The 12,278-nt window shown below is 55.9% G+C and carries 11 protein-coding genes; 3 read left to right on the top strand and 8 right to left on the bottom strand.

All coding sequences use genetic code 11. From position 1 onward, the window contains the following. Positions 1-205 precede the first annotated feature (205 nt). The 3 genes from C792_RS0103545 to C792_RS0103535 are packed head-to-tail and all read right to left on the bottom strand — an operon-like array spanning position 206 to position 3,486. Positions 206-1,768 carry a peptide chain release factor 3 gene (locus C792_RS0103545; RefSeq protein WP_017548069.1) on the bottom strand — a complete coding sequence of 521 codons (1,563 nt, stop codon included), beginning with the start codon at positions 1,766-1,768 and terminating at the stop codon, positions 206-208. Positions 1,769-1,778: 10 nt separating this feature from the next. Next, positions 1,779-2,012, bottom strand: coding sequence for a YueH family protein (locus C792_RS0103540; RefSeq protein WP_017548068.1), 234 nt, complete (start codon positions 2,010-2,012; stop codon positions 1,779-1,781). Next, on the bottom strand, positions 1,993-3,486 hold the full coding sequence (locus tag C792_RS0103535) for a UDP-N-acetylmuramoyl-L-alanyl-D-glutamate--2,6-diaminopimelate ligase (RefSeq protein ID WP_017548067.1): 1,494 nt from the start codon (positions 3,484-3,486) through the stop codon (positions 1,993-1,995). Before C792_RS0103535 ends, C792_RS0103540 begins: the two co-directional genes overlap by 20 nt. A gap of 133 nt (positions 3,487-3,619) precedes the next feature. On the opposite strand from C792_RS0103535, the gene C792_RS0103530 reads away from it, so the two are divergent. Then, positions 3,620-4,903 carry an MFS transporter gene (locus tag C792_RS0103530; protein ID WP_245537516.1) on the top strand — a complete coding sequence of 428 codons (1,284 nt, stop codon included), beginning with the start codon at positions 3,620-3,622 and terminating at the stop codon, positions 4,901-4,903. Positions 4,904-5,038: 135 nt separating this feature from the next. Here C792_RS0103530 and C792_RS0103525 read toward each other — a convergent pair whose 3' ends face one another. Then, positions 5,039-6,031 (bottom strand): nuclease-related domain-containing protein, encoded by a 993-nt coding sequence (locus C792_RS0103525; protein ID WP_017548065.1) that lies wholly within the window; start codon positions 6,029-6,031, stop codon positions 5,039-5,041. 290 nt (positions 6,032-6,321) lie between these two features. Between C792_RS0103525 and tatC (C792_RS0103520) the strand changes: the two genes are divergently transcribed. Beyond that, positions 6,322-7,137, top strand: coding sequence for a twin-arginine translocase subunit TatC (gene tatC, locus C792_RS0103520; RefSeq protein ID WP_017548064.1), 816 nt, complete (start codon positions 6,322-6,324; stop codon positions 7,135-7,137). A gap of 207 nt (positions 7,138-7,344) precedes the next feature. On the opposite strand, the gene galU is transcribed toward tatC (C792_RS0103520), so the two are convergent. From galU to C792_RS0103500, 4 genes are read right to left on the bottom strand one after another with little or no spacing between them, the layout of a single operon-like run. Beyond that, a complete protein-coding gene (galU, locus tag C792_RS0103515; protein WP_017548063.1) occupies positions 7,345-8,268 on the bottom strand; it encodes a UTP--glucose-1-phosphate uridylyltransferase GalU in 924 nt (307 codons plus the stop codon). A 55-nt stretch (positions 8,269-8,323) separates the two neighbouring features. Beyond that, on the bottom strand, positions 8,324-9,148 hold the full coding sequence (gene tatC, locus C792_RS0103510) for a twin-arginine translocase subunit TatC (RefSeq protein ID WP_017548062.1): 825 nt from the start codon (positions 9,146-9,148) through the stop codon (positions 8,324-8,326). 15 nt (positions 9,149-9,163) lie between these two features. Further along, positions 9,164-10,888, bottom strand: coding sequence for a GMC family oxidoreductase (locus C792_RS0103505; RefSeq protein ID WP_017548061.1), 1,725 nt, complete (start codon positions 10,886-10,888; stop codon positions 9,164-9,166). A gap of 3 nt (positions 10,889-10,891) precedes the next feature. After that, the gene (locus C792_RS0103500) at positions 10,892-11,677 is read right to left on the bottom strand and encodes a gluconate 2-dehydrogenase subunit 3 family protein (RefSeq protein WP_017548060.1); all 786 of its coding nucleotides are present in this window, start codon (positions 11,675-11,677) and stop codon (positions 10,892-10,894) included. 87 nt (positions 11,678-11,764) lie between these two features. Between C792_RS0103500 and C792_RS0103495 the strand changes: the two genes are divergently transcribed. Beyond that, positions 11,765-12,148: a hypothetical protein gene (locus C792_RS0103495; protein WP_017548059.1), complete on the top strand. Its 384-nt coding sequence runs from the start codon at positions 11,765-11,767 to the stop codon at positions 12,146-12,148. Positions 12,149-12,278: the final 130 nt, after the last annotated feature.

Genomic DNA, 12,278 nt, shown 5'->3' with positions numbered 1-12,278 from the left:
AGATCCGGTCAAGGTCTCACGATACAATGTGATGCCATTGCTCAATGCACCGGGATTTCTCCGTAGTGACGATGCATTGATGGGTCGCCCCATTCGTTACTCCCCTTTTCCGCTTCGGCCGCCTCTGGGGGCCGGGAAAGGCAGCATTCTTTTCATAAGTCATCATTAAATATAAAGCATCCGGCCGGAAAAGTAAAGCGGATCCTTACAGCATGCTGTAAAGCCTTATTTCCGGGAATTTGTCCGTGAACCATCTGGTGGCAAACTCATTTTCGAATAAAAACACCTTCCGGCCGTAGCGGTCCAGCACCAGATTGGATCTCGGCGAGTTCATCGCTTCCGTGATGTCCTCCTCGTTTTCGATCCAGCGGGCGATCTTCTTGCCGATCGGCTCCATGATGACGTCCGTGTTGTACTCGTTCTTCATGCGGTGTTCGAACACTTCGAACTGGAGCTGCCCGACGGCGCCCAGGATCGGCTGGTTGGTGTGGGTTGTCTTGTAGTACTGGATCGTCCCCTCCTGCACCAGCTGCTCGATGCCCTTGTAGAAGTGCTTCTGCTTCATGACGTTCCTGGCGGACACTTTCATGAACAGTTCGGGCGTGAACTGCGGCAGCGCCTCGAACTCGAACTTCCTGGCATCCGGACTGTGCAGCGTGTCGCCGATCTGGTAGGTGCCCGTATCGTAGAGGCCGATGATGTCGCCGGCATAGGCTTCGTTCACCGTCTCGGTATCATCGGCCATGAACATCGTGGCGCGCGTGACTTTCGACTTCCTGCCGGTCCGGGCGAGTGTTGCATCCATGCCGCGCGTGAATTTCCCCGACACGACCCTCATGAAGGCCAGGCGGTCGCGGTGTCGCGGGTCCATGTTGGCCTGGATCTTGAAGATGAAGCCGCGGAAGGCGTCATCGGTCGGCTCGATTTCCGTGCCGTCCGTCGCCCGCCTCGATGTCGGCATCGGTGCGAAGTCGACATATGTGTCAAGGAACTCCTCGATGCCGAACGTGGACAGTGCGGAGCCGAAGAACACCGGTGTGAGGTCGCCTGTTGCGATCTTCTCACGGTCGAAGTCGTCGCCCGCCTCCTCGACGAGCATGAACTCCTCGACCGCTGTCTGGAATGCTTCGTCCGCTTCGATAGGATGATTGTCCCTGAGTTCGTAGTCATCCGTCAACTGGAGCCTTTCTTCTTCCCTGTAGGGGTTTATGGTGCGGTCCTTGCGGTTGATGATGCCGAAGAAGCTCTGGCCCATGCCCACGGGCCACGTCATCGGATATGTTTCGATCTCGAGTGTGGATTCGATCTCCTCGAGCAGTTCGAACGGCTCTTTGCCGACGCGGTCGAGTTTGTTGATGAACGTGAAGATCGGGATGCCCCGCATGCGGCACACCTTGAAGAGTTTGAGTGTCTGCGGTTCGATGCCCTTCGCGGCATCGATGACCATGACGGCGGAGTCGACGGCCATGAGTGTACGGTAGGTATCCTCGGAGAAGTCCTCGTGCCCCGGGGTATCGAGTATGTTGATCTTGTAGCCGTCGAAGTCGAACTGCATGACGGAGCTCGTCACGCTGATGCCGCGCTCCTGCTCGACTTTCATCCAGTCGGATGTGGCGAATTTGCTCGATTTCTTACCCTTGACGGTACCCGCCTCGCGGATGGCGCCGCCGAAGAGCAGCAGCTTCTCGGTGAGCGTCGTCTTCCCTGCGTCCGGGTGGGAGATGATGGCGAACGTCTTCCTTTTCTCTATTTCCTGTGTCAGATTCATAAAAATCTCCTTACTGTTTATCTGTTGCTTCCGTGATCCTGCGGGCGACCCGGGCACATCCCGCCTCGTCCATCATGTGGAAGAGATGGGCGATGATCTCATCCTCCCTGTCTTCTGCCGGCAGGGAGCAATCGAGCTCCAGGCTGAAGTTGATGTACGGGATGCTGATGATGTATGCGGTCCCGGTGTCGTATATATAGGCTGTGGCAGTGTGTTCCCCGACGTCAATCCCCGTCGTAATCATATTCTTCGCTCCTGTACTTGCGGTATGCGGCATCGAGTGCGAGCAGGTCGTCGCGGTGCGGCACTTTGACGTAATCCGCCATGATCTGGTATGGTTCGCGGCCCTTGCATGCGAGCACGATCGTATCGCCGGGACGCGAGATGTCGACGGCGTGCTGGATGCCTTCGGCCCGGTCGATGAATGAACGGTGATTTTCATGTGAGGCCCCCTGTTCGAGTGCCTCGACAAGCATCCGCGGATCGTCGTTGGCCGGATTGTCGGGGGTGAATATCGCGTAGTCCGCGCGGGTTGAGATCCGCCCCATCTCGGCCGCTTTCGTCATATCACGCTCCCCGGTCATACCGACCAGGAAGATCATCCGTCCGGTGACGAACGGCTCGACAGTATCGATGATCTTTTCGAGCGCGTCCGGTGTATGGGCGAAATCGATGATGATGTCGACCGGGAGGTGCGGATCGAGCACTTCGAGCCTGCCCTCGACCGGTTCCATGGCGGATACGGCGGCGGCAATGCGTTCCAGGCTGTAGCCCTGCAGCCACTCGCTGATGATGGCGCACATCAGGTTCTGTATGTTGAAGTACCCGATGAACGGTGAATTGATTCGGAAAGGGCCGTCCGGGGTATTGAGTGTAAAGTTGAACCCTTCGAGCGTCCCCTCGATGTCCGACGGCCAGAAATCCGCCGTAGCGTCGAAACCGTATGTGATGACCTCGTGCGGCGTCATGCCGCTGTAGCGCTGTGACCACCCATCATCGTTGTTCAGCACGATGTATTTACGGTCACGCACATCCTGGCCCATCTGAGAGAACAGGAGCCCCTTGACATAGCCGTATTCATCCATCGTGTTATGGAAGTCGAGATGGTCCTGGGTGAGATTCGTGAATATCGTTATGTCATAGTCGATGCCGAATGTCCGTCCGAGCTTCAGCGCGTGGGATGACACTTCCATCGTGAAGACTTCCGTCTCGGCATCGTTCGCCTCTTTCAGCCGCTTGTGGAGCTTCGTCGTCTCCGGTGTCGTATTGATGCTGTCGTAGCGGTCTTCATTGATCATGAATCCGTTCGTCCCGAGATAGGCGCTGTTCTTGCCGAGAGAACGGCTCAGGTTGTGGATCATCGTCGCGACCGTCGTCTTGCCGTTGGTGCCGGTCACACCGATCATCGTCTGGCTGTCGTGCGGGAAATCGTATATGTACCCTGAGAACAGCGACGCCACTTTGGAAGGGTCTTTGACGATGAGCAGCCCCGCGTCTTCCGGGAGTTCGATGTAGCGGTCCGTGACGATGAACCGGCATCCCGCTTCGACTGCCTGCGGGATGAAGCTGTACCCGTCGACCTGGTGCCCGCGCAGCGCGACGAACACGGACGCGGGCCCCGCTTCGCGCGAATCCGTCGTGATATCCGTAACATTTTCCGGGAAATTGCCATATGCGGTTTTTATTTTCAGCTGGGAAATCAGCGTCCTCGAATTCATGTTTCCTGCCACCTTTCAACTTTTATATTATACAATAATAATGGAGTGTTTGACAGAGATAATTGACAGTGGCACTTTATGGAAAGTATGGTTATACATGTTCTGACCTAGGTGTCGATTCTGATTGGCGAAGGTGAAAATGATGACAAATGACTTGAAGAAGAAGCGATTTTGGAAACTCGCTCTCATATTATTCCTGACCGAGATGGTCCGGGGGATGTTCATACTGAGCTATCTGCCCGCCCTGCCGACGATCGGCCTGATTTCGATCGGTCTGAGCTCGATTGTGATCACGATGCACTACGTGCTCGATGCGGTGACCAATGTCTGGCTCGGGTTCCTGATACGCAAGATCGGCGAGGTGTGGACGATGCTGCTGAGCTACCTTCTGGGCATCGGCGCAATGGTGGCGGTCGGCTTCGACCAGAGCTTCTGGACGCTCGCGGCTGCATCCTGCCTGCTCGGTGTAAGCGTCTGTCCGATATGGATCATGGCGCTCTCGAACATCGAGGAGAAGAACCGCGGCCGCGACATGGGGCTCGTGTTCTTCTCGTGGCTGAGCGGCCTCGGCGCCGGCATGGTCGCGATGAACTTCCTGATCGGGATATTCGCAGAGGAGTCCGTGTTTGCGATGGCCGGCGTGTTCATCGTGAACCTGATGGCCTTCCTTGTGCTGCCGGGCAACCGGAAAGAGCTGGTTGACGCGGTCGGCGGCGACCCCGAGACCGTCGGGGAGAAGGTCGGCCGGGAAGTGTACAGTACAGGTGAGGCGGGCGGGTCGTCCTCGAAGCGGCGCGACAGGAGCGGCGTGAAGAAGCGGCTGCCGCTCCGTGATACATGGCATATACTGAAACGCCACATGAAGAACATGCCGGGAATCATGCTGCAGGGGCTCGGCGTCGGCATGCTGCTGCCCGTGCTGCCGACATATATCACATCCGGGCTGTCATTGAACTATTTCCAGTACACATTCTTCATCCTCATCGTGTTCGGCCTCGTCGCTTTCAGCATGACCGTGCTGAGCCGCGGCCTCGATACGTATTCGATGCGGCTGACGGCCGCCGTCATCTGCGCCGGTTTCTTCATCTATGCCGCCGGCATCATATGGTTCTCGACACTCGAGACGATCTGGCTCATCTTCGCGATCGCCAGCTTCATCGGGCTGTCCTACGGCATCATGCTGCCCGCGTGGAATAAATACCTCGCCGGCACGATTGCGGAGGGCCGCCGCGCCGAATCATGGGGCGTCATCAGCTCCGTGCAGGGCATCGGCGCGATGATCGGCCCCGCCCTGGGCGGGCTGACGGCCGACCTGTTCGGCACCGTCGACGCCACGCTGCTTGCGAGCGGCCTGATCTTCGTCGTGCTGTTCGCCTATTACGCCGTGCTGTTCGCGTTCAGATGGCGCCGCGCGTAAAACCCGGAACCCCCGTTTTGACGGGATTCCGGGTTTTTTGTGCGGGGGTGCTCTTTGTGCGAGGGTGCCACCAAACGTGTTTCATGGCACAGGTGCGCTGAACGGGTGCCACCAAATGAGTTTCATGGCACGGGCTCAAACATCGGCCGCTCTAAACCGCTCATCCGTTTCATATTTTGATGCATAACCATTCTCTGATAATAACTTTTTCAGATGGATTGACTTTATGACATAATATGTCGCCCTGTTGCTCCCTCTCACATGGCAATACTTACTTAAATACTTGCGCACCGTCCGCGGCTTCAGCACGTGGCTGACAAATAAAGACATCCCGGCGCTGGTCATCTTGCGATCATGAAACAGCACGGAGAAATCGATGAGTGAACGCACGAACATCCGCTCGGTCGTCTCCGTATAGCCGCATCTGCGGCACACCACTTTATACTTCCCCACATGAAGATCAAACACACCACACGCATAACAATAGTTTCCCATCCGTATCCGTTTGAAATCCGTCACGGGCAGCGGCATCGGATTACGGATGAAGAATCTGCGGAACGCCCGGGCGTTTTCATGGGCGGCGGGTCCGGCACTGAGCCGCCCGAGCGCTTTGAAATGGTCCCGGAGCCGGGACCGCCCGACGATGAAACGCTGATTCTCTTCCGAATTGAATTCTAGATTCATGTCAGGATTTACAAATACCACCTTTTTTTGCACATCGAAACGGTACGGCATCCTGCCGCCGAGCCGCACCAGTCTGCCGGCGGTGCGTGAGACCTGGGCGAGCGGATCTTCATAGCCCGGACGGCCGCGGACTGTCCACTCGCCGCCTGCATACTTGTAGTCCCCGCTGAAATTCTTCACTTCATCCACAGCAACCACTCCATCGGCGACGATTAGGCTGTCTGCCTGAATGACGGCTTCATCGACTTTCATCCAAATATCCCGGTAGATTAATAAACCCCCGTGGCCGGCGGCATCGAACAGCCTGTCATACTCGCACTCGCCCGCATGACCGCTGGAGAGCGCCGCAAGCTTCCGCTGCTCTTTATCCGACAGTATGGAACGGTTTGACAATGCTTCATGATAGATCAGTTCCTGCGGTTTCTGCCGTATGTTCAGAAACATAAAAACACCTCCTATACTGTATATGCTTAAAATGCGCCGATTTGATTTTACAAAATAGTGTAAAAGGAAATCGGGCGCACCCAAAGCCTTTCATATCAGCAGCGGTAGGTGTAGATTCACTCTGAATATTCTGTTTGGAATTCTTCGCAGAGCCGGTCTTCGAAATGGTTCGGGCGCGCTTGCTGGCGCTTAACTTTATTTGGTGGCAGAAAATAGTGTATAGTGGGACATATACGAAAATTTTCCGTGTATGTCTTTTGGCGGATCAACGGAAAAAGAAGGTGAACGTGATGGCATCGAATGACAATGACAATGACAGAAAAGATACGATAAAAGCCATCAGCGACGACGGATATGAAGAGACAAAGCGGAGCAGGGTGACGGTAGAGGATCCGGATGCGACGCTTGTCGAGCACCTGGATGATCTGCGCGGCATGCTGATAAAGTCGGCGGTCGTGTTCGTAATTTTCTTCATGCTCATATTCCTGACCATCCAGTACTGGTTCCCCTATCTGTCGAAGGGCCATGACCTGATCGTGCGGGGGCCGTTCGAAGTCATCCGCTTCTACATACGGACTGCCGGAGCGCTCGGCATCGGCCTCAGCCTGCCGTTCATCTGCCGGTTCCTGTGGCAGTTCATGAGGCCGGGGCTCGTCGACAAGGAGACACAGTTTTTGAAATCCTATTTCCCGCTGATGTTCCTGCTCTTCCTCGGCGGATTGTCATTCGGCTATTTCGTCGTGCACCCCGTGAGCTATTATTTCCTGATCCAGATGGGCGAGCAGAACTTCGACGTACTGGTGACGGCGGATGAATACATGTCGTTCCTGCTGATATCGACGATGCCGATGGGACTCATCTTCCAGCTGCCGGTCATCGTGCTGTTTCTGCACCATATCGAACTGCTGGATGCGGCGCTTATGAGAAAAGTGCGCAAATACGTCTATTTCGCACTGCTGGTGATCACCGCGCTGATCGCCCCGCCCGACTTCTTCACACACCTCATCACCATCAGCCCGATGATCGTGCTGTACGAGATCAGCATCTACATCGTGAGGATCCGTGAACGGCGTGCGGCGAAGCGGGCCAAAAAAGCGGCCGAATAAGATGACCCCGGATCCTTTGTGATGCACCCCTGAAGTTGAACTCCAAAATTCAACTTCAGGGGTGCTTTTATATGCGAAGAAAACATTAAAAAAACCTCCTTCACTATATATGGATGAATATCGCCGATCTGATTTTTTAAATGGTGTAACATAATACCGGCGACACACAACCCCTTATACATCAATGACAGGAGGTGTAAAGATACTCTATTTGATTTTCCCGTCCGTCTCCGCTCCATCTTCCGGTTCTTTGCGGTGCCTGCGGGTCAGCTCTTCCATGAAATCGAGGAGCTCTTCTTTCATGTCCGACTTCAGGGCGTATTCGATCGTCGTCTTCACGAATCCGCGTTTGGCGCCCACGTCATGCCGGCGGCCTTCGAAATCGACTGCATAGACGTCCTCTCCGGATCGGGCGATGCCGCGGATGGCGTCGGTCAGCTGGATTTCGCCGCCGGCCCCGACCTCGCCCCTGGCGAGGTGGCTGAACACCGACGGCGTCAGCACATAGCGTCCCATGATGGCAAGCCGCGAATCGGTCACGCCCGGCGCCGGTTTTTCATACATGTTGTTGAGATGGTAGCAGTTGCCCTCGTGGCTGTCGTATTCGACGATGCCATACCTCGAGGTGGCATCCGCCGGCACGCTTTTTACGCCGACGACCGAACTGTGGTGCCTTTCATAGTGCTCGATCAGCTGGCCGATTGCGGGCGGGCCGTCCCCGTTGTCGACGATGTCATCGCCGAGCAGCACCGCAAACGGCTCGTCCCCGATGAACTGCCTGGCTGTATGTATCGCATGGCCGAGCCCCTTCGGCTTCTTCTGCCTGACGTAGAAAATATTGGCGAGGCCGGTGGCATGCTCGACTTTTTCGAGAAGGTCATCCTGCCCCTTGTTCTCAAGGATGGTTTCGAGTTCCATCGACTGGTCGAAATGGTCCTCGATTGCCCGCTTGTGCTTGCCGGTGACGATGATGATGTCCTCTATGCCCGCCGCGACGGCCTCCTCCACGATATACTGGATCGTCGGCTTGTCCAAAATCGGCAGCATCTCCTTCGGCATCGCTTTCGTGGCAGGCAGAAAGCGGGTGCCGAGGCCCGCCGCCGGAATGACTGCTTTCTTCACTTTCTGCATAAATTCTCCTCCTACTGATCTATAAGTTCCACTATAACAAAAAGAGGGCCGGAATCTACTCCCGGCCCCCGAGTCCTGCCTCTTTTTTTTCTTTCCTTTTTACAATATGGATGCTGACCTCATACAGCACGATCATCGGCGCAAGCACGATGAGGTGTGAAAACAGGTCCGGCGGTGCAATCAGCGCGGTGAGCACGATGAGTGCGAAATAGGAATACTTGCGTGCTTTCACCATCAGCGCCGCATCCAGCAGTTCAATGTGATTGAGGAATAGAACCGCCATCGGCAGCTGGAAGATGAGCCCCATCGGGATGGATGACATCAGGAGGAACGACATGTATTCGTCCGCCGTCACCAGCACATCGAAGTTCTGCTCGCCCATCTGGATCAGGAAGTAATAGCTCACGGGGTGCACGACGAAATAGCCGAAGACGAGCCCCAGAAAGAACAGCCCGATCATGAGGGGCACCATGCCGCGCAGCATGGAGACGTTCACGCCGCGGAGCCCCATCACCTTCTGTACGTACTGCCACAGGAAATACAGTATGAACGGCACCGACAGGCCGAGCGCAATGGCCGCCGAGGTCCGCACATAGAAGCGGATGACTTCGAACGGCCCCATCACGACGATTTCAAAGCCTTTCGAAACGAACGAGAACCACCATTCAACAGTGAAGAAGATGATGATGAACCAGAGGGCTGCCGCAACAGCCGACTTGATCAGCAGGCTGCGCACAGCCAGGAGCTGGTCCTCGAGCGGTTCGAACGGATCCTCTGACGGGCTCCCCGGCTTCCCGCCCCCTTTTGGGGCGGCACCCTTTTGGCCGGCCGCCGGGTCTTCATCCCCAAATCCGGAATTCCGCTTCTGCAATGGATCCATTTAAATCACCTGTTCCTATTCAAGACGCCTGTTGTCCTCCGCATACTCGATGACGCCTTCTGCGCAGCGGTAGGCAAGCGCACCGACGGTTGCTGTCGGATTGTAGCCTCCATTATGCGCGAAATTCCCTGCGCCGACAACGAAAAGATTGTCACGGTCCCAGTGCTGCAGGTAGTTGTTCACGACACTCGTCTCGGGATCGTCGCCCATGATGGTGCCGCCGGTGTTGTGGGTGGACTGGTACGGCACGATGTCGTAGTCTTCGACAACGGTGTCCTTCTTGACTTCGCCCGCGCCCATCTCCTCGACCACTTCAGCCGCGCGGTCGATGGTATATCCCTGCACGTTCCTGTCCTGGTCGGTGAAGTTGTATGTCAGCTGCACGAGCGGAACATCGTATGCATCGGTATACTCTTCGTCGAGGTCCAGGTAGTTGTCCCGGTGCGGCAGTGTTGCACACTGTGCCTGGACGCGCAGCGTGCGTGTATAGTTTTCTATGGATTCCTTCTTGAACCGGGCGCCCCATGACGGTGTCCCTTCGCGTGTCGTATTGGTCGCAATCGGACGCGCACCGGTCTGGGTGATCGCCATGTTGCCGCCGTGGAGGAAGTCGAGATCGGAATGGTCGTAGTTGTCGCCGTTGAAGTCATCAAACGCCATGCCGAGTGCGCCCGCCCCCATGAATGTATTGAACTGCTCATCGAAGAACCCGACCGCGCCGCCGAAGACCTGGTAGCAGTAGTTGCGGCCGAGCGTGCCCTCTTCGGTCTCCGGATCGTACTGCTCGCCGATTTCGGACACTCTGAGCAGCTTGTAGTTGTTGAACAGATAGCTCGTGAGCACGACGACATCCGCCGGCTGGATGAACTCCTCGCCGCTCCGTGTATCGATGAAGCGCACGCCCGTCACCTTGCTGTCGTCATCATCGTCCTTCATGACCTCGACGACGTTGGAATGCGGACGCACCTCGAAGTTTCCGGTGTCGCGGGCGGCGGGGATGACGGTCACCTCAGGCGAGGACTTTGCACCGTATTCACAGCCGAAACGTTCACAGAATGCACAGTACTGGCATGCCTGGATCGTCTGCCCGTCCGGATTCTCGAACGCTTCGCTCAGGTTGGCCGAAGGCATCATGATCGGGCTGTAACCGAGTGAGTTCGCTGCATCCTCGAACATCTTGAGCGACCTTGTCTTGATCATCGGCGGGGTCGGATAGTCATCGGAACGGTCGCCCCCGAGCGGGTTTGGCTCACCGGAGATGCCGGCGGTCTTCTCGAATTTGTCGAAGTAAGGTTCAAGCTCATCGTATGTGATGCCCCAGTCCTGTATCCGGTAGCCCTCATCATCCTTCAGTTTTTCAGCACCGTAGCGTTCTTCCGTCATCGAACGGATTTCGAAGTCATACGGCAGGAAGCGCCACGTCTGTCCGTTCCAGTGCGTCCCCGCACCCCCGAGGTTGTCCCCGAGCAGGAACGAGCCCATCTCGCGCATCGGCAGCGCCCTCTGGTCACGCGTGTTCCTGAAAGTGATGGTCTCCTTCGACATATCCTGCATCAGTTCATAGCGGATGGCGTATTTGTATTCATCGTGCACATTCTGGTAGTCATCCGTCCCGCGTTCATGGCCGCGTTCAAGCCCCATCACCTTGAGGCCCGCCTTCGCCGCCTCTGCGGCAATGATCCCGCCGGTCCAGCCGACGCCGACGGTTACAACATCTACCTTATCCAACTCTGTTACCATATGCTATTTCCCCCCGTAAAGTGATTGTGGCTCTATTTCCTGGAAGCTGTCCGTATCGATCTGCTGGATGTATGCGTGCTGGTGGCCCGGGAAACCCTTCATCTTCCAGCCTTCCATGCCGCGGTTTCCGCGGTACATCGGGTCCGCATACGCCCCCTGCAGAGTGGCGGAGCGCAGCAGCCCGAAAAAATCCTCCGGTTTGCCGGCCGCCCTCGGAATGCCGAAATCCGCATCCCCACCCTCGAATTTGGTAAGGATCTCATCCTTCTGATCGTCTTCGAGGTCTGCGAAACCATTGTCGTAATCATTCTGCGATTCGCTGTTCAGCGCCTCGATGCCGATCGTGAACAGCTCCGCACGTGTCAGACGGGACTGATAGCCCTGCGTCGCCTCTCCTTCGCGGAACGGCCCCTGCATGTACTCCTTCGAGTTGTTGCCGTAGGCACCCGCAAGCTGCATGTCAAGGAAATACGGGACACCGAGCTTGATGGCGCCCGGGCCGTGGTCATCCTCGGGGAATATCCGTTCCATCGCCTGGGAAATCGTCTCGAAATCCGCATCATTATGGAAGAAGATCCTGCCGGGGTTTTCCGTCCCGCCGGACTCCTCTCCGCCGCTCTCTCCGGTCTGCTGTGATTCTTCCTCTTCAGTGGACATGTCCGAACCGAAATTCATGCCGATCGATCCGCCGAGGAGCGAACCACCTATGATTCCCCCGGTGGCCGCACCGGTCGTCTTCAGGAAATCACGCCTTGAAAACTTCTTTTCTTTCTGATCTTTGTCAGCCATCTGATACTCCCCCTTTGAATAAAATATACTTTCATTATATAATGATATCATAATATTTGGAATATTAAAGAAGGGGATGTGATTCATTTGGCTTTTTTCAAGTATCTCGTCTGGGACAACAGGCACATGGATCTCCGGTACACAGAAAACAAGTATGATGCAAAACCCACCATTACAAAAGTCTATGAAGACGGCCCCGAAGTCGACATGGAAGCCGTCAACAAAGAGTACCGTGACGCGCTGAGGGACGCCCAGCGTTCCATCAACGGCAACCGGCTTATCATGCTGATCCTCTACATGGTCTTCGTCTTCCTGCCGGCCATCCTGATCAGCGTATTCCAGGATAACGTTCTGCTCCTCGGCGGCATTTTCGTCTTCACCATCTTCGCCTATTTCGTGGTCGAAGCCATCAACCAGGTCGAGATCAACAGACTCCTCTACAAGATGGATCAGCAGCTCGGCGGATATTAGAAATTGAAAACCGCTGCGCCCGGCATACCGGGTGCAGCGGTTTTTTGTCTTCTTTTTCGGGGATGTACACCGGACACGGCGAAAATGACGGTGTCCGTCAAAGCGGGATACCGGACACGGCGAAATCAGC

It is taken from the genome of Salinicoccus carnicancri Crm (genome assembly GCF_000330705.1).
Classification (GTDB): Bacteria; Bacillota; Bacilli; order Staphylococcales; family Salinicoccaceae; genus Salinicoccus; species Salinicoccus carnicancri.
Note: the sequence above shows the minus strand (reverse complement) of the source record. Positions and strands in the feature narration are given on the sequence as shown.

Coding starts and splice junctions, on each gene's coding strand:
- C792_RS0103545 (WP_017548069.1), bottom strand. CDS start 1,768: ATGAATCTGACACAGGAAATAGAGAAAAGGAAGACGTTCGCCATCATC.
- C792_RS0103540 (WP_017548068.1), bottom strand. CDS start 2,012: ATGATTACGACGGGGATTGACGTCGGGGAACACACTGCCACAGCCTAT.
- C792_RS0103535 (WP_017548067.1), bottom strand. CDS start 3,486: ATGAATTCGAGGACGCTGATTTCCCAGCTGAAAATAAAAACCGCATAT.
- C792_RS0103525 (WP_017548065.1), bottom strand. CDS start 6,031: ATGTTTCTGAACATACGGCAGAAACCGCAGGAACTGATCTATCATGAA.
- tatC (WP_017548064.1), top strand. CDS start 6,322: ATGGCATCGAATGACAATGACAATGACAGAAAAGATACGATAAAAGCC.
- galU (WP_017548063.1), bottom strand. CDS start 8,268: ATGCAGAAAGTGAAGAAAGCAGTCATTCCGGCGGCGGGCCTCGGCACC.
- tatC (WP_017548062.1), bottom strand. CDS start 9,148: ATGGATCCATTGCAGAAGCGGAATTCCGGATTTGGGGATGAAGACCCG.
- C792_RS0103505 (WP_017548061.1), bottom strand. CDS start 10,888: ATGGTAACAGAGTTGGATAAGGTAGATGTTGTAACCGTCGGCGTCGGC.
- C792_RS0103500 (WP_017548060.1), bottom strand. CDS start 11,677: ATGGCTGACAAAGATCAGAAAGAAAAGAAGTTTTCAAGGCGTGATTTC.